The organism is Bradyrhizobium tropiciagri (genome assembly GCF_001189845.1).
In the GTDB taxonomy this organism is placed as follows: Bacteria; Pseudomonadota; Alphaproteobacteria; order Rhizobiales; family Xanthobacteraceae; genus Bradyrhizobium; species Bradyrhizobium tropiciagri.
In genome coordinates this window covers 1-16,250 of the sequence record NZ_LFLZ01000119.1, presented here as the reverse complement: position 1 = coordinate 16,250, position 16,250 = coordinate 1, and the positions used below count along the sequence as shown (strand labels likewise).

The 16,250-nt window shown below is 61.1% G+C and carries 14 protein-coding genes, 1 tRNA gene and 2 pseudogenes; 8 read left to right on the top strand and 9 right to left on the bottom strand.

Going from position 1 to position 16,250, the window contains the following annotated elements; genetic code table 11:
* Positions 1-110: 110 nt before the first annotated feature.
* Both AKN84_RS42605 and AKN84_RS42600 read right to left on the bottom strand, forming a co-directional pair.
* Entirely contained in the window at positions 111-833 is a 723-nt protein-coding gene (locus AKN84_RS42605) for a flagellar hook assembly protein FlgD (protein WP_050426312.1), read from the bottom strand.
* 10 nt (positions 834-843) lie between these two features.
* A pseudogene (locus AKN84_RS42600) lies at positions 844-1,338 on the bottom strand (flagellar hook-length control protein FliK); the annotation flags it as partial.
* On the opposite strand from AKN84_RS42600, the gene AKN84_RS49780 reads away from it, so the two are divergent.
* From AKN84_RS49780 to AKN84_RS42575, 5 genes are all read left to right on the top strand, one after another.
* Positions 1,273-2,286 carry a hypothetical protein gene (locus tag AKN84_RS49780; RefSeq protein ID WP_244485777.1) on the top strand — a complete coding sequence of 338 codons (1,014 nt, stop codon included), beginning with the start codon at positions 1,273-1,275 and terminating at the stop codon, positions 2,284-2,286. The pseudogene AKN84_RS42600 and the gene AKN84_RS49780 overlap by 66 nt on opposite strands.
* Before the next feature lie 507 nt (positions 2,287-2,793).
* A complete protein-coding gene (mnmA, locus tag AKN84_RS42590; protein ID WP_050426309.1) occupies positions 2,794-3,990 on the top strand; it encodes a tRNA 2-thiouridine(34) synthase MnmA in 1,197 nt (398 codons plus the stop codon).
* A gap of 102 nt (positions 3,991-4,092) precedes the next feature.
* Positions 4,093-4,731 carry a class I SAM-dependent methyltransferase gene (locus tag AKN84_RS42585; protein WP_050426308.1) on the top strand — a complete coding sequence of 213 codons (639 nt, stop codon included), beginning with the start codon at positions 4,093-4,095 and terminating at the stop codon, positions 4,729-4,731.
* Between the two features lie 53 nt (positions 4,732-4,784).
* Positions 4,785-5,165 (top strand): hypothetical protein, encoded by a 381-nt coding sequence (locus AKN84_RS42580; RefSeq protein ID WP_050426307.1) that lies wholly within the window; start codon positions 4,785-4,787, stop codon positions 5,163-5,165.
* Between the two features lie 116 nt (positions 5,166-5,281).
* Positions 5,282-5,358, top strand: a tRNA-Met gene (locus AKN84_RS42575).
* A 558-nt stretch (positions 5,359-5,916) separates the two neighbouring features.
* Here AKN84_RS42575 and AKN84_RS50935 read toward each other — a convergent pair.
* The 4 genes and pseudogenes from AKN84_RS50935 to AKN84_RS42560 all read right to left on the bottom strand — a co-directional run bounded on the left by AKN84_RS50935 (position 5,917) and on the right by AKN84_RS42560 (position 9,156).
* Positions 5,917-6,392 (bottom strand): annotated as a pseudogene (locus AKN84_RS50935) (DUF1214 domain-containing protein).
* 519 nt (positions 6,393-6,911) lie between these two features.
* Entirely contained in the window at positions 6,912-7,073 is a 162-nt protein-coding gene (locus tag AKN84_RS46945) for a DUF1254 domain-containing protein (protein ID WP_157863403.1), read from the bottom strand.
* A 59-nt stretch (positions 7,074-7,132) separates the two neighbouring features.
* Positions 7,133-7,825, bottom strand: a complete 693-nt coding sequence (locus AKN84_RS42565) for a hypothetical protein (protein ID WP_128971672.1) — start codon at positions 7,823-7,825, stop codon at positions 7,133-7,135.
* A gap of 329 nt (positions 7,826-8,154) precedes the next feature.
* Positions 8,155-9,156, bottom strand: a complete 1,002-nt coding sequence (locus AKN84_RS42560; protein WP_128971671.1) for a helix-turn-helix domain-containing protein — start codon at positions 9,154-9,156, stop codon at positions 8,155-8,157.
* 377 nt (positions 9,157-9,533) lie between these two features.
* Here AKN84_RS42560 and AKN84_RS50205 point away from each other — a divergent pair, with 377 nt between their 5' ends.
* Together AKN84_RS50205 and AKN84_RS50930 are read left to right on the top strand one after the other, a co-directional pair.
* A complete protein-coding gene (locus AKN84_RS50205) occupies positions 9,534-10,010 on the top strand; it encodes a helix-turn-helix domain-containing protein (protein ID WP_347337390.1) in 477 nt (158 codons plus the stop codon).
* A gap of 180 nt (positions 10,011-10,190) precedes the next feature.
* The gene (locus tag AKN84_RS50930) at positions 10,191-10,628 is read left to right on the top strand and encodes a helix-turn-helix domain-containing protein (RefSeq protein WP_128971670.1); all 438 of its coding nucleotides are present in this window, start codon (positions 10,191-10,193) and stop codon (positions 10,626-10,628) included.
* A 354-nt stretch (positions 10,629-10,982) separates the two neighbouring features.
* On the opposite strand, the gene AKN84_RS42550 is transcribed toward AKN84_RS50930, so the two are convergent.
* The 3 genes from AKN84_RS42550 to AKN84_RS42540 all read right to left on the bottom strand — a co-directional run bounded on the left by AKN84_RS42550 (position 10,983) and on the right by AKN84_RS42540 (position 13,647).
* Entirely contained in the window at positions 10,983-11,528 is a 546-nt protein-coding gene (locus tag AKN84_RS42550) for a hypothetical protein (RefSeq protein WP_128971669.1), read from the bottom strand.
* 517 nt (positions 11,529-12,045) lie between these two features.
* The gene (locus AKN84_RS42545; RefSeq protein WP_050426303.1) at positions 12,046-13,350 is read right to left on the bottom strand and encodes an ABC transporter substrate-binding protein; all 1,305 of its coding nucleotides are present in this window, start codon (positions 13,348-13,350) and stop codon (positions 12,046-12,048) included.
* 15 nt (positions 13,351-13,365) lie between these two features.
* Positions 13,366-13,647, bottom strand: coding sequence for a hypothetical protein (locus tag AKN84_RS42540; protein WP_050426302.1), 282 nt, complete (start codon positions 13,645-13,647; stop codon positions 13,366-13,368).
* Between the two features lie 639 nt (positions 13,648-14,286).
* Here AKN84_RS42540 and AKN84_RS42535 point away from each other — a divergent pair.
* Entirely contained in the window at positions 14,287-15,714 is a 1,428-nt protein-coding gene (locus AKN84_RS42535) for a DUF1254 domain-containing protein (protein WP_050426301.1), read from the top strand.
* Positions 15,715-16,250: the final 536 nt, after the last annotated feature.

The window sequence follows — 16,250 nt, the reverse complement described above, 5'->3', positions numbered from 1 at the left end:
CGCCAGGATGACGAACGGCGAGCCCCGCTCACAACATCCGCCGCGGCGTATGGGTCCCTGCTTTCGTTTTCGCAGGGACGACAGGTCTGTGTGCAGCGGAGACCTTTAGCTTAACTGCTGCTGCCGCCGGTCGCGCCGCGGACCACGCGCTTGATCTTGTCGGTGGTGTAGGTCTGGCCGCCGATCGAGAGCAGCGGCGGGGAGGCGGTCAGGTCGACGGAGTCGACCACGCCCTGGATCTCGGTCGAGATCGCAAGGTCGTTGCCCTTGGAATCCTTGCCGGTCGCGGTCAGCGTGTAGGTGCCGGCCGGCCATTGCGTGCCGTCAGTGCCCTTGCCGTCCCAGACGAAGCTGGCATTGCCCTGCTTCAGGTTGAAATTGCCGGAATAGGCGGTCTGGCCGGTCGCGCTCGTGATCGTGATGGTGGCGCTGGTGGCTTGCGGGGACACCAGATTCCAGGTCGCGGATTTGTTGAACTGGGTCTTGCTGCCGTCGACCGCGACCGTGTTGCCGACATAGACCAGCGCCTGGGTCGACTGTGCGCTCTTCTCGATCGCGATCAGCTGCTTGAGCTGATCGTTGGACTTCAGCTGCTGCTCGACACCGGCGAACTGCACGAGCTGCTGGGTGAACTGGTTGGTGTCGAGCGGATCGAGCGGGTTCTGGTTCTGCAACTGCGTGGTCAGCAGCGTCAGGAAGGTCTGGAAATTGTCGGCGATGCCCTGCGACGAGGTCGTCAGGCCGCTGCCCGTGCTGCTGCTTCCGGAGCTCGTTCCGTTGCTGGTGCCCGGTGCCGAGACGACGGGCGTTGGCATGGTTGCATCGACTGCCATGGTGAACTCCTTACACTCTGATATCGACGCCGCCGAGGGCGCTGCTTGCGCGGCCGTAGGAGCGCCCTGCCGCGGCGGCGGGAACGCTGTCCTCTTCGGCGACGATCAAACGATGGGCGTTCGGATTGGGCTGGCCGTTGTTGTTCTGTCCCGACTGCGACTGGTCGCGCAGGCTGAAGTGCAACCCGCCATTGCCGGTCGACAGGCCGGCATTGTCGAGCGCGCGCTGTAGCTGATTGGCGTCCTGGCGCAGCATCGACAGCGTCTCCGGGCGTTCGACGGTGAGATGCGAGGTCACCTGGCCGTTGCGGTCGACATCGATGCGGACATCGATGCGGCCGAGCTCGGCGGGGTCGAGCCGGATCTCGAAGCGGCTCTTGCCGCTCTTGGCCGAGGCGGCGATCTGCATCGCAAGCCCGCTGAGCGGCACGGCGGCGGCTTGCGCGGCGTTGGTCACGGTCAACTGCGCGTTCGCCGACGGCGTCGTCTGGGTGGCGAGTTGTGGCTGGAGTGCATTCGCCGCCTGCGCGCTGGGATCGGGCGCCGTGACCTGGGTCTGTGCAGCGGCCTGGCCGCCGGCCGTCGTCGCGGCCTTGCCGTCGCCGCTCGCATCGGCCTTGATCGCATCGGGTGCGCCGTCTGCGTCGGCCTTCGCCTTGCCGGCAACCGCAGCCGGCTGCGCAACGGCGGGAACGATGTTGGTCGGCGCGGCCTGCGCGGTGGCGTTGCTGCTCTGGCTGCGCCGTCCTGGCCGGCAGGCGCGGTCGCAACCGCGTCCTTCGGGGTCAGCTGTACCTTGGCTTGCGGCGTCGTCTTGGTGGCGGGCGTTCCGGCAGCAACGGTGGCGGCAAGCGTCGCATCGCCGGTCACGGTCGCAGCGCCCGCAACCGTGGCCGTATCGGTGGCGGTGACCTGTGCCTCGCTCTTGACGCCGGCCGCTTTGGCGACCTTGTCAGCATTCGCGGCGGTGGTCGCCGCGGTTGCGGTGTCGGCGCCGGCCGGGACGTCGGTGCCGGCGGCGGCACCGGTACCGGCGATCGCCGAGCTTGCTGCGATGGCCGCAGCCGCGATCGCGAGAGGCGCGGCGGACTGGCTGGAAGGCGCGGTCGCCGTCACAGCCGGGTCGCTCGCCGTTGCAGCGGCAACGGGAACGGCAACCACGGCGTTGGCTGTCGCCGCGGTGGATGGATCCGCCTGCGGCACCGCTTGCGTCACGGCCTTGTCGCCGATGGATTGCGTATCGGTGCTCGACTTCGAGTCGTCCGATTTCGATTTCGACTTGGTTTTGCGCGGCGCGTCGCTATCGCTGTCGTTATCGACCTTGGTGTCGTCGCGCGAGCTGCCGGGGTCTCGCGACGTCCGGTCGGGTGCGGTGCTGTTGTCGCGGGAGCGCGCGTCGGTCGTCGAAGACGAATCGTCGGACCGGCGCGCGGGCGCCGGTTGGGAGTCGTAACGGCTGTTGTCGCTTGCGGACGCAGTGTTGCTGTCGACCAGCGCGGCAAAGCCGTCATTCCCCGCCTGCGGGGCGGGATCGGGCCGCGACGACCGTGTCGCGCCCTGAAAAGACCGGCCTGCCAATGCTTCCGACGTGACGCTGACCACTGCCAACCCTCGCAAATGAGACTTCCGGCGTTTTGTCAGCAAGGAGCGGGCCAACGGGCGGGTGCAATAAATATCGAGTTATTTCAGTCGGTTATGGGTAGCGACGGTGGCCTGGAACCGGTTCCCGGCAGGCCCCGTTTTTGCCCGGCGGCAAGATTTGCCGTCCGCGCGCGGCAAGGCATCACTTGCGCTGGATTGCCTCGCCGGAATACGGCCTATATTAAAGGTGGCCTCCGACGCGTCCCGAACCGACGGACCGGCCTTGGACGCGTTCTAAGGCTTTCTGGACAAAGGCTTTTTCCAATTTCGTCGCGGAGCGCATAGGCTCGCCGCGACAGTGACCAATGACCGCTTAGAGATGCTCAACAGTCTGGATCTTGAAGGCCGCCCTGAAGACACACGGATCGTCGTTGCCATGTCCGGCGGCGTCGACTCGTCGGTGACGGCTGCGCTGTTGAAGTCGCAGGGCTATGACGTGGTCGGGATCACGCTGCAGCTCTATGACCATGGCGCCGCGACCCATCGCAAGGGCGCCTGCTGCGCCGGCCGCGACATCCACGACGCGCGCAATGTCGCCGAGCGGATCGGCATCCCTCATTACGTGCTCGATTACGAAAGTCGCTTCAAGCAATCGGTGATCGACAATTTCGCCGACAGCTACGCGCTCGGCGAGACGCCGGTGCCGTGCATCGAGTGCAACCGTTCGGTCAAGTTCCGCGATCTGCTCGCGACCGCACGCGAGCTCGGCGCGCAGGCGCTGGCCACCGGACATTATGTCGCCTCGCGCCGGCTTGCCGACGGATCGCGCTCGCTGATCTGCGCCGCGGATGCCGATCGTGATCAGAGCTATTTCCTGTTCGCCACCACGCGCGAGCAACTCGACTTCCTGCGTTTCCCGCTCGGCGACATGACCAAGCCGCAGACCCGCGAGCTGGCGCGGCGCTTCGATCTCGAGGTCGCCGACAAGCAGGACAGCCAGGACATCTGCTTCGTACCGACTGGCCGCTACACCGACATCATCGGACGCCTGAAGCCGAATGCGATCGCGCCGGGCGATATCGTCGACCTCGCCGGCAATGTCGTCGGCCAGCACCAGGGCATCGTTCATTTCACTGTCGGCCAGCGCAAGGGCCTCGGCATCGCCTCCGGCCACCCGCTCTATGTGGTCAAGCTCGACGCGGCGACGCGCCGGGTCGTGGTCGGGCCGCGCGAGGCGTTGCGGATGGATCGCATCGCGCTGCGCGACGTCAACTGGATCGGCGATGGCGCGCTGGATCGCGTGATCGGCGAGGGCATCGAGATCTATGTCCGCGTGCGTTCGACGCGCGCGCCGCAGCCGGCATCGCTGCGCGCCACTGACGGCGGCTACGAGGTCGAGCTCGTCGCCGGCGAGGAGGGCGTGTCGCCCGGCCAGGCCTGCGTGTTCTACGATGCGCCGTCCGGGCAGGCGCGTGTGCTCGGCGGCGGGTTCATCAAGAGCGCTAGCGCGAGCCGCGTGGCGCGGGCCGCCGCGCAGGAGGCGATGGCGCCGCTCGCGGAAGCGGTTCGCGGATAGCGCATGATCTGGAAAAGTGGGAACCGGTTTTCCCTCGCGACAAACGCGGAACGCGTTTGCGCGGAGATCATGCGCAAACAAAGCTAATTTCGGGGGCAGGGAATGGCTGGGGACATCGACCGCGACGGGGTCGAAAAGGCGTATGGCCGCTGGGCGCCGATCTACGATCTGGTGTTCGGCAAGGTGTTCGATCAGGGCCGTCAATCGACGATCGCGGAAGCCGACCGGATTGGCGGGCGCGTGCTCGACGTCGGTGTCGGCACCGGACTGTCGCTGTCGGAATATGCACGCACCACAAAACTCTGCGGCGTCGATATTTCCGAGCCGATGCTGCGGCGGGCGCTGAAGCGCGTGCGCGCGCTGGGCCTCAGCAACGTCGAGACGCTGGCGGTGATGGACGCCAAGAACCTCGCGTTCCCGGATTCGTTCTTCGACGCGGTGGTCGCGCAATACGTCATCACCGCGGTGCCTGATCCCGAGGCGACGCTCGACGATTTCATCCGCGTGCTGAAGCCGGGCGGCGAACTGATCCTGGTCAATCACATCGGCGCCGAGAGCGGCCCGCGCCGCATCTTCGAGCTCGCCTTCGCGCCGCTGGCGCGGCGGCTCGGCTGGCGTCCGGAGTTTCCATGGGGGCGGCTGACCAATTGGGCGGCGAAGCATGGCGGTGTCAGCCTTGCCGAGCGCCGGCCGATGCCGCCGATGGGACATTTCTCGCTGATCCGCTTCCGCAAATCGTGAGCTTGCGGCGATTTTGACCGGGAACATCGGGGCCTCGTCCCGGTTTTCTTGTCATGAGGATCAATCGAACACGCGCCAATCGCACGCTCGCATTGTCCTGTGTGCTGATGCTGGCACCCATAGTTGCCGAGGCGCAGGCGCCGCCGACGCCCGCCACGCCGCCGGCACAGACCGCGCCGCCGGCGCCACAGCGCGCCGCCGCGAATTGCGCGCCGCAGCAGCCTTCGCATCCCGGCGTTGCGGCTCCAGAGGGAACCACCACCGGGCAGGGGACCTCGTCGTTGGGCGACAAGCTCGCCAAATCCGACGGCGTGCTGTGCCCGCCGGCCGGCGTCGACCCCGAAATGCGTGCGCCGACCCCGCAGGGCGGCAATACGCCAGTGATTCCGCCGCCCGGCAGCCCCGGCGGCGACCAATCAATCAGGCCGAAATAGCCTCTGGCTGCAATAGTTTGCGGCCCCGTCCGCCTTTGCTTGACAGGTGCGTGTGCCACTCTTTATATCCCGCGCGTTCGCAGCAGCGGCTTCTATGCCGCCGATCGCGAGCCCATGGCGGGGTAGCTCAGCTGGTTAGAGCACGGGAATCATAATCCTGGGGTCGGGGGTTCGAGTCCCTCCCCCGCTACCAGAAAGCCAAGACAAATCAGTCAATTGGATCCGGACCGCCTGCGGATGTCGGTTCCGTAGCGGATCCGTAGCGCTTTCAGCATTGCTGGACGGGTATTCGGTGGCGATCATTCATTTTTTGACGCTCGATCCGCCACTTTCTGTCGAGCGCTGCACCACGATCGGAGCATGCAATCCAGCGACGACTGACGCTCCTTTTTGGACCTCAAGGATTCGACTTTTTGGACCTCAAGGATTCGACGCAACCGGGAGGATTCGGCATCGCCTCAAACGGCGCTAGCCTCTCAAGGCTGAAACAGGGGTGCGATTCCCCTAGGGAGCGCCATTTGCGTAAAAACCACGAACATTTCCGTTCTCAGTCTGTTTGCCTGCGATGGCGGCCTGCAAAATGTCTTTGCTGCCGAAAATGCGGATAGCGCCGTCGTCGGCCTCGACCGCATCGATAATCGAACGAATGTAGCCCTGCGGGTATTGATGTCGCCGGTGTCGAGCTTGTCGTGGCCGAGTTTAGTCGTACGACCTCAGCGATCGGCCCCACCGGGCCGCATGACGGACTCCGTCAGACGCGCTCGACATCCGGCAGGCGCCAGCTCTTGTCCAGGAAAGCGGGTTTGGGGCCGTAGAAACGGAAGATCACGAAGAAATCCTCGCCGGCCGAAGGCAGCCAGTTGCTTCGCGACCCGGCTGGGCTGCGCCGAGAAAGATATCTATCGAACCATCCTTGTTCGCTTTGAGGTCCGAACCGGCATAGGAGTCGAGCCCGCCGCGGTCGAGAGAATTCGGAACGAAGGACCTCGTCTTCTGGCTGTAAGCGATGACCGACCAGAACTTGTTGACGGGAACATCCGCCGGAACGCGCAGGCGGTAGCGGCCTTTGCCGGAGAGAAGCTTGCCGCCACTGTCGCGCAGACCCACCAGGTAAATCTGTTCCCCGCTCAGCTTTGCCGGCAAATAGTTGGCCCAAAAGAACGGTGCGATCGCGCGCTGCCAAGTCCACACCGCGTCAGTGGTTTCAAATGACCACGCATCGCCCATGAGGGGCTCAAGCGCCGGATTGAAGTTCATCCACTGGCTGTCAGGCCACCAGGCCGCCAGCGCCTCGCCGGGGGTGGCGAAGCCGTATTGCATTATATTGTAGGCGTCGCGCGCAGCGTCATCGAGTGCAGCAACCATGCGGGCGTCGGGAGCAAACGGTTTGCCGTTCGCGATCCCGAGCGAGCCCAGCATGCCGACCATGACCTTGTCGCGCGGCCGGACAGGTTCGTCGGTGACGAAGGCGGCGAGCTTCTCGAACCAAGTGTGATCGTAGACGGGCAGCGAGCGCCAAGCCTTGTCCCATCCGTCGATCACCCGCGTCGCGGGCGGGTTGGCGGCAGCGGCAAGCGGATAGGTGTGGGTCTGCCGGGCCAGCGCCACGGCGCCCTCCATGGTGCCGGAGCCGACGATAACGGGGCGGAAGACCATGGTGCCGCGATAGCCTTCGAGGCGAACCCCGAGATAGCCTTGCGGAATCGCGTCTTTGTAGGCGGGAGGAACGAGCAGGTATTTTCCGCCCTAACCCTTGTCGAGGCCCTCGATGCCGACCATGGCGACGGGGGCCTGCCAATTGTCGCAGAACTCGCCGACCAATGCATAGTCGGCGGAGCTGGCTGGAATTTCGACAACGAGCGGCCCGTTGCTCAGATCGAAGGCGAGCGCGGCAAGCTGCAGTACCAAGGAGTACCAGAGACTGATCCCCGCAGTTCTGCGGGGAGAGCCTCCGACATGAGGCAGCTCTAGGCTGCCGATTTGCTTGCCGTGGGAGCCATCGTTACCTCGTCAAATGACGGGAGTGGTTTGATTAGAGGAGCAAGGCTCTTGGCGGATTCGGCGGTTGTCAGAACATCGGCCGGATCAAGCTTTATGATCGTTGCCTTATCGGGATCCGGCTCCCAAACGTCCTCGCCGACAAGCCGGCCGCGATCATCATAGGGCCAAACCATCTCGATGAAGCTCGAATAAAGATACATCGCATTCTCATCCGCCTTGAGACCAGTCCTCGCGAGCAGCCGCTTTAGGAGATGATCAGACAGGAAGCCCGGTAGATGGGACGTGACCTTGTTGAAGGTGAGAGACGGTCCCCAGAGTTGCTGATGATAATGGGCGGTTGAGGCAATAAAATTGTCCGCAACGGCTACCTGCTCGTTTTCCAGGAAGAAGATGCTCTGGTTGGTTTCCGCCCACATGCGGTAAAGACTTTTGATCGCCTCTTGTCCTTCCAACCTGGCGTTCATGCCTTCAGCCTGGAAGTGATAGCAGGGGTTGGGCGCCATCATCTCCGGCGCAAAAATCTCTTCATAACGGCCGGCAACCTCTAGGTAACGGTGCCTGCTATATGCTTGTAGAAGAAACCGGTGTCGTGGATTCTGCGTTGTCGCCAGTAGCTTGTCGATGGCAACGTTCAGCTTGGTGACATCGTACTTGGCCACTTTTGCCTCCATTGTGCGAGATTGACACTTTGAGCGAGAGCGAGACTAGAGAGTTGGATCAATGCCAATTCTGTCACTCGTACTTTCGGCGCCTGATCAGCGGCGGACGCGTGGCATTGGCAATGCCCACCTTAATGATGTGTCCTCACCTGACTATGCAGATCCGGCAAAGGTAGAAGCGACCAAGGTCGCGCCTATTTGACCATCAATCGATATCATGTCGCTTTGCACGAAATCCGCCATTCCCGGCACAATTCTATGAAGGTGCGCCAGTGGTACGGTGCCGGAGCCGGTTGTTCGAACGGCAGGGCGCCAAATCCGGAGCGCGCCTATGTTGGCCGCGATTGCTCGCGAAAATGCCGCGGCGTAACACCGGCGACTCGGCGGAAGGCGCGAGTAAAGTGTGCAGGATCAGTGTAGCCGGAGGAGAACGCGATATCGATAATTTTGGAATCTGTGTCGCGCAAAAGCTTTCTGGCATTCTCGAACCGGACGGTATCGATCAGATCGGAGTATGTAAGGCCGGCGTACGCGAGCTCGCGCTGCAAGCTCCTCGTGCTCGCGCCAGCCATTTCCGCGATTTCGGTGAGAGCTGGAAGTTTTTCATCCAGGTAAGACGGCAACATCAACTTGAGAGTTGCGATAATATCATGACCTGATGGGCCAGCCTCATCGTCTTGCGAAGAAAGCATTTCTTCCTTCGCGCGATTAGGGAGGCTGAGGAGCGAGATTGGAATATCGATCCATGATGCGTCCTGACCAGACAGGAAGCGCGTGTTTGGCCAGAATGATTGACACGCAGGGCTCGGCGTATAGCGGGCTTCAAAGGCCATTGTTGCCGGGGCCCAATTCGGTCCGGCGAATTGCCGGACCATGTATATGGGGAAAACATTCTGGAGCCACTGTGAATGCTCGAGATGCAGGAGCCCTCTTGTTCCAGTGAGTCTGCTGCAAAACCTCACGTGATCGTCGCAGCGCTCGATCCAGTTGCTCAAGTTCGAGTCCTCGATCGACGCCCATTTGCAAGCCTGCTGCAGCGCGACCAACAGCGTCGGTGCATGGCCGATGAGAGTCCGAGTTTTCTCGCTCAGGTGACGATAGTGCAGACGTTGAGAAGCATGGAATCCGAAATCCGTAATGCCTTGCGATCTCCGGGCGATTTCCGCGAAGTCGATTGCCTGTAGTATCGGCACGTAGTGATTGGCCTTTTCTTCCAGCGATGCCGGAAGACGAGATCTTTCCAGAAGCGAACCCGCCGATGCGCCGATACCGCTAAGAATATCAGCGAAGGGAATGAGGAACTGGCAGCGGGTCAAATGAATATTTGCCATCGCGCCGCCCCTCGATCGTGAAATTGATGCCGTCCGCTTGCCCGAATATCGCTGGGCCAGGGTGTTTGCGTCTCTAGCAAGCACGGGAGAATTTGCTGTCCCCCTCCCGGCATGAACCATTCTCGCACCTCAGCGATATCTTGCGTCGAACAGCAAGGCCGCTCTTTCGATACGGACCCTGTTGGATTTTGGCGTCTGATGGCCAGACGGCCAACACCTCGATCCATAAACTTAGATAAAATCAAGACTACAACCTGGACGAAAATAATGCCGCGTCGCAGCCTAGCAGGTCGCAGATTTTATTGCACATCCTTTGCAGCGAGGACTCGCGGGAGGTCGTCCCGGCTTGCTTCCTTTGGTGCAAATTCCGGCGGCTGATGACCAGATTCGGTCTGGAAGCGCTCGTAGCCTTGAAACATCGGCTTTCTCTTCAGGAGCACACGGGGCGGCACGCCTCGCATCAACCGATGAGAGCTATCCCATTACTTTCGTCCGCCGCGATCCACGCGGCCATTGTCGCATCGTTGCAACACGGTGACGCAACTCTCGACAGTACGGCCCGCTTACTCAAGGTTAGCTCGCGGACGTTGCAGCGTCATCTCAGCCGAATGGGCACAAGTCATAGCAAAATGCTCGCCGAGGTTCGTCTGAACGCCGCTTGCCATTTGCTTGCGAACTCAAGCTGGCGCCTATCGGATATCGCTAAATTCCTCGGGTACTCCAACGCAAGCAGCTTCAGCCGTACTTTCCTGCGTCTGATGAAAGTTCAACCCGTCGCATACAGGCGGCAGCAACGCGCCCGCGAGCTGAGCGGACGCGTCATCGCACTAGGACCGTGCGCGATCGACCGCTGAAGTATTCCAGATGATTGGCGCGAAATGGCAAGACGCGCGACCTGAATTGGCGCGAAAGGTCTCGGTTAGATTATCAGGCTCCTGAAGGAGCTATTTGTTTTGACGTTCAAGGAGCTCGGGCGTGCGTTGGGAGCTGCCTGAGCCGATCGCAGGGCGTACTTGGCACGTGAGATTTGTTGAATGTCGCAGCATCACCGACTCGCCCCCGTTCGGGAAATGAGGCCCGCGCAACAGCGAGAGTCCTGCAGCGATCTGGTCCGGCGAGCGGAGAGGTTAGCCGTGAGTCGCCCTCATCAACCGCTATCTGTTTCGGCTATATGTCGTACCCTTATGGTAAGTGAGCGTACTTTGCGCAATGCATTCAACGAGCTCCACGGCGTCCCGCCCTGCCGGCACCTTCGTATGTTACGGTTGCTGCAGGCTAGGAATGTCCTTCTGGCGGCTGACCGCGAGCTGACCACCGTTACCAATGTTGCAACAGCTTGGGGTTTCAGTGAGCTAGGGCGCTTTTCTGTCGAGTATAGAAGGGCATTCGGCGAGAGTCCGTCTCAAACGCTTGACGGAAGAATTCGAACCTGCTGCACCGGCGTCGACCACGGCGTCAACGCGCTGTCTTGATACTGATAACAACCTCAAATTCGTCGGCTGCTCGATTGGCAGATCGCCCGCCCTGGTGCCGCGCAAAATCTCCTCGACGTAATCCCCGGCACGCCGATACCAATCGGTGAAACTCGCGCCGCAGGATATATGGCCATCTGCCTCCACGCAGTCTCGTGAGGCGTACATCGCCCGCTCAATGACAGATCATTGGCATACCTGAATAAATCCACAGCGCACCGGCGGCGATTCCACTGAACCATCCAATGATCAACCAGCGCTTTTCCTGCCATAACCAGGCTTGCCACAACCACGTTGCACGACAGGATGAAAGGCTGGACAAATTATCCAACCGCCACCGGTCAGCTTGGTGCGTCATCGAAATTGACCCGACGTTCTGCGGATGCCGGCGAACGAATAACAAACGCCAACCACATAGACGGCTATGCTAAGTCCTTGCGCCGCGAGCCATATATTCTTTCCGGCTGGAATCGCATGGTAATAAAAATTCGGCCAGAAATAATTGCAAATTACGTAGCCCGCGCCAGCGGATACGAGCGTAGCGATCAAACCGAATGCGCACAGCAGGGGCGCAACACGCTCGTGACTGGAAATATTGGGCGAAGTGCTGTGCCGAATCATGGCCTGATAGCAAAGGCCGATTGCAACCATGCCAAGGCCGCCCGCCTTGAGCGTCAATTCCGCTAGCACCGCCGGACAACCCCACCAGAGCGTAATGTTTCTCAGGAAGTCCGGCCCCACGTCTCCGGCTATGGCACCGTACATGTAGTGCGCGATCGGGATGAAGCCCGTCAAGAATCCCGTAATGAACAGCCCGAGACCCCAGCGAATGAACTTCCAGCTTAGTGTCGCGGGCGTGACGGCGGCTTGGCCGTCTATTGCAATGGTCGCGGTGCTCATTCCTACCTCCATGGTGTGACGGGTTAGTCGACCCGCTCGACGTCAGGCATCGTGAAGGCCCTGGAACGGCCTTCTATGCTTGGTACAGGAGCATGCGCGAGCCGATGAGACTATGCAAAATCCGCACGCCGTCCCGAGCCGCTTTGTGCATCGTGTGTGCCCGCCCAACGTGTTCACGCTTTCGCTGGTAGGATGCCGATCTCCATCTCATTCGTCCCGCAACGCTGCCGGCCGAAGTCATCGTGGGACGGCCTCACTAGCACAGCGCTCTTGCAACGCACGGCCGGACCATACATTCGGGTCAAGCTGAGAAGAACTCAGTGCGAGCATATGCTTTCGTCCGTCACTAAATGTTCGCTAGACGGATTGAAGGTATTGGCCAAGTACGCGAGCTATAGGGATTGCGGAAGTTCGCTTGGATACGGCTGACCATTTGCTCACTGATCCGATCATAGCATCTGAAGTATCGCATATTGCCGCGGCTCTTCCGGAGCCAGCAGTCTCAGCCACCGTCCGATTAAGACGGTTTCAGCGTGGCCCGGCGGGCATGAATCAGACTTTCGACCCTGTTCGCCGCAACGTTCAACGTCGCCATATCGGCCGCATCTTCGTCCCCGTTCGCGATCTTGAGACGCTGGTCGCTCAAGATGTCATCAATCCGGTCCTCGATGTTGGATAATTCATCCTCGCGCTGGGCCTTGCGAACACGGCGAGCCAAAGCATAGAGCGCGTCGAGCGCCGATGCATCCGGCTTCGACGTCCGCAAGCCGATAAACCTCCAGGCCGCGGCGAGGATAGAAGCCAGTCCGCCAAGGATCATCGGAGTCAGGTAGATCGCATTGCTCCATTCGTCCAAGAAGCTCTCTTGGGTGCCGTTGAAGTATTCCGCTGCACCAGCGTGGACTGGCAGGAAGGCGTCCGGATCCGTATCAGGGGCGGTGACCTGCGCCAGGATCGGCAGTTCGCCGATGAGGTCACGGCGCGCGGCGAGAAGCGATCGTGTCAGATCGGATATGGTGTCGCGATTGAGCTTTTTCTGCGCGACCAGGTAGAAAGACACCCGCAGTGTCGTCAGGTCGTCATCGGGGACTGCCGGCGAACCTCTGAGCGTGCCTTTCGGCACGTCGAAGCTTTCGTAGGCTCGATGACTTTCCGCAATCGCGCCGGCGGCTTCAATGGGAATGAGCACCGGGAGGGATTTCGAGTTCTGCGGGAAAAGGCTGCGTGCCAGCGAGAGGTATTTTGGAGTCAGGGGGATGACGAGCAGAAGGGCGTCCACGCTCTTGGATTCGACTGCCCGGCGCGCCTCAGGCAACGAGACATCCTTGAATTTCACGTTTGCGCGGTCGAGATCATATTGCTGACGCAGTGCATCAACGACGGCCCTGTTGATCTCTCCGCCGACCACGCCAACGCGACGGCCTTTCAAGCTCGCCACGTCGCTCAGCGGCGAGCCGGGAGGGGCCACAATCAGAGCGACCGCGTGCGCAAGCACGAGGATTGCCTGGGCCTGCGACAGGTCACCGACATCGCCACGGACGACGGCGAGGTCGACCTTGCTCGAAGAAAAGGCGTTGGCGGCCTCGAGGGCGCTCGACTGATTGACGATCCGCAGTCTCACTGGTGCCGACGTGGCGGTCAGGCGACTGGCGATGGCGGACAAGACCGTATCGGCCTCACCGTCAAGCGATCCAACCGCCACGGTAAACGTGACCGGCCGAACGTACCAGAAATAGGCAAACAGCCCCGCGCCAATTGTCAGCAGCAATGCGCCGCTCACCATCACAATACGAAGCCAGGCCGGTAGTTTGATGGCGGTCATCGATCATTTCTCCGACTAAAGCTGAGCCTTGCGCTGAAGCGTCATCAACGACGCTTCTCTGACGCAGCCGTGTCTTGTCTCTGAGTTGTATTCCGTTCCGTCGCGGGTCAGCCAATGGATCACGGCATGAAGCCGTTCGAGCGCTGGTGCCGCCTCAGGTTGCTCGATGTTCTTGTTTCCGGGGTCCGCCAGACGGCAGACTTGTTTGAAGAGACTTTTGATGCGGGAAAGGTCGACGCTCAAGGGGCGGAGCAACCTGCCGCAGGCCGGGACGATCCGCTGTCCGGTCAATGCCATATTGCTGTCTGCGAGTTGCTCGAGGTGAGAGGGATATCAAGCCCCATTCAACGCCGCGAACCGACTCTGGCTTTGCTCATGATGTGTGAACCCATGCAGCGAGAGGCGCGCCCCGCGCACGGTCACCCGCGAAGTGACCTGCGACAGGTGCGCGGCCGACGGGGTATAAATCTGCATTGAATGCCTTCATTGAGTGGTGTCCTCGCGAACCGGCCAAGCGCGCCTTCGCTCCCCCAAGCGTCGGGGCGAACGCGCAATGGAAGAAGTTATAAGCGCCAATCTTCTCCCGATCGGCTATGCAGTTTCGGCAAAAGGGTGAGGGGCCGTTGGCCGCGTGTCGTGAAGAGCCCCTCGCGGTCGCGCCGAAACCGATGCTGCGTCCATTGGTCCGCGACCATGGCTCGCGCTTGCCGAATTTGCATAGCGGGCCGCCAAGTTCTCCGTAAGTTGGTAAGGCGACGAGGAGTGGCTCGTATGCCAGCTCGCTCAACATGGCACGGGAGCATTTGATGCAAAAGCGATCGATCCAGAGCTCGTACGCGCCGATGAAGCGCGAATTTCTGTGGTAGATCCTGGAAGTTGTATCGTTGCCACTCGCCAATCGTTTGAAGTTGTTTCATCAGGTATCAGGAGAACAAAATGGAGATCACTCGTCGTAATCTTGCGTTGGGAGGCATGGGCCTGCTGGCAGGTGCGGCTGCAACGCGATCAGCCCTTGCGCAGGATTCCTTCTTTGGCGTGGGGGAGGGCCTCGAGGAGTTTTGGCTCGCGAGCGACGCCTACGTTTTCGGCTATCCGTTGGTGACGATGGAGATGACCCGCCGGGTTCTCACCAACGTCGCCGAACCCGCGGAAACGAAGGCGCCGATGGGGCAGATCATCAAGATGCGCCAATATCCGGATGCCTCGTTCAAGGACGTCACGGCACCGAACGCGGACACGCTCTACACGACTTCCTTTTTTGATGTCGGGAAAGAACCGTGGGTCCTCAGCATCCCGGACATGAAGGGGCGTTATTTCCTGATGCCGATGCTGGACGGCTGGACTACGGTGTTCCAAGTACCGGGCAAGCGTACCACCGGCACCGGAGCGCAGACCTACGCGATCACCGGACCTGGCTGGAAAGGCACACTGCCGGATGGCGTGAAGGAGTACAAGTCGCAGACCAACATCGTGTGGCTGCTTGGCCGCATCTATTGCACCGGTACGCCAGAGGATTACGCCGCCGTCCACAAGCTGCAGGACGAGTGCAAGCTCGTTCCGCTCAGCGCATATGGCAAGCCGTACACGCCTCCTGCGGGCAAGGTCGATTCCTCGATCGACATGAAGACAGCTGTCCGCGAACAGGTCAATCGCATGGACGCGGTGTCGTATTTCAAGCTGCTCTGCGAACTCATGAAAACCAATCCGCCAAACGAAGCGGACGCCCCACAGCTTGCCAAATTTGCCCGCATCGGCATCGTCCCCGGACAGGATTTTGACGAGAGCAAGCTCAAGGCGGACTTCCTGAAGCGTGTGCCGGAGGTGTCGTTCGACAGGATCATGATCCAGTTCAAGGTCAACAAGGCCGTCAAGAACGAGAATGGCTTTGACTTCACGACGAGAACCGGCATCTACGGCACCGACTATCTGATGCGGGCCCTTATCACCGCGATCGGGCTCGGCGCCAATCGTCCGCAGGATGCGGTGTATCCGACCTCGCAAAAGGACGCGGATGGCCGCAAGTACAATGGCGCAAACAAGTACGTCATGCGATTCCCCAAGGGGCATCTGCCCCCGGCGGAGGGCTTCTGGTCGCTCACGATGTACAACAGCGGCTACTTCTTTGTGAACAATCCGCTCAATCGCTACTCGATCAGCGCGCGGCAAGACCTGAAGCAAAATCCGGACGGCTCAACCGACCTCTACCTCCAGAAGGACTCCCCTGGTAAGGACAAGGAGTCGAACTGGCTTCCCGCGCCTGAAGGAGATTTCATCCTCATGCTGCGCATGTACTGGCCGCAAGAAAGCGATCCGTCGATCATCAACGGCACATGGACGGTTCCCGCTGCCAAGAAGGTCAGTTGAAAAAGAACTTGAACTCGTGCCGGCCCTCGGGTGGGCCGGCATGGGCCAAGCCTTCGGGCTTGCGGTGCGCCGCTGCTCGATCATGCGGGCGGCACAAATTGCTTCGATGCACGCAAAATTGGGATGTGATGTGCCTTGTTGATCCTTGGCAAGAGGAGCCGCCTATAGGCGGGGGACAACAAGACACGGACCCGGCTTCCATTCAGAGCCTCAGTCATAGCCGTGGCGATGGTCATGACGTCACTATCGTCCTCGACCGTCCACGCCGACGAAGGTGGCGTTTCTTATTGACTTTCTGGCCGCTTCAGCAGCCTCTCGGCGACCCCTCAGGTCCCCGACTGGTCGATGGCGGAAGTTTGTTATCACACCAGCGTAAGTGCTTTCTGCAATAAAGCGGCCGCCAGGGAGATCGAGGTTGGCAGATCGCTGCCACGGGTGAAGGCCGATCTGACTCTCCGTTTGAACGCGCAGGCGGATCTCGTGCTCCTCAATCCCGACGTAAGCCTCCGAGGAGAGCCGCCTTGCCGCGGGCTGGG

Bases quoted from the DNA above. Each gene is read 5' to 3' on its own strand.
- AKN84_RS42605 (WP_050426312.1), bottom strand. From the start codon at position 833: ATGGCAGTCGATGCAACCATGCCAACGCCCGTCGTCTCGGCACCGGGC.
- AKN84_RS42560 (WP_128971671.1), bottom strand. From the start codon at position 9,156: ATGGCAAATATTCATTTGACCCGCTGCCAGTTCCTCATTCCCTTCGCT.
- AKN84_RS42580 (WP_050426307.1), top strand. From the start codon at position 4,785: ATGAGGATCAATCGAACACGCGCCAATCGCACGCTCGCATTGTCCTGT.
- AKN84_RS50930 (WP_128971670.1), top strand. From the start codon at position 10,191: ATGTCGCAGCATCACCGACTCGCCCCCGTTCGGGAAATGAGGCCCGCG.
- AKN84_RS42550 (WP_128971669.1), bottom strand. From the start codon at position 11,528: ATGAGCACCGCGACCATTGCAATAGACGGCCAAGCCGCCGTCACGCCC.
- AKN84_RS42540 (WP_050426302.1), bottom strand. From the start codon at position 13,647: ATGGCATTGACCGGACAGCGGATCGTCCCGGCCTGCGGCAGGTTGCTC.
- AKN84_RS42535 (WP_050426301.1), top strand. From the start codon at position 14,287: ATGGAGATCACTCGTCGTAATCTTGCGTTGGGAGGCATGGGCCTGCTG.
- AKN84_RS42585 (WP_050426308.1), top strand. From the start codon at position 4,093: ATGGCTGGGGACATCGACCGCGACGGGGTCGAAAAGGCGTATGGCCGC.
- AKN84_RS50205 (WP_347337390.1), top strand. From the start codon at position 9,534: ATGACCAGATTCGGTCTGGAAGCGCTCGTAGCCTTGAAACATCGGCTT.
- mnmA (WP_050426309.1), top strand. From the start codon at position 2,794: ATGCTCAACAGTCTGGATCTTGAAGGCCGCCCTGAAGACACACGGATC.
- AKN84_RS42545 (WP_050426303.1), bottom strand. From the start codon at position 13,350: ATGACCGCCATCAAACTACCGGCCTGGCTTCGTATTGTGATGGTGAGC.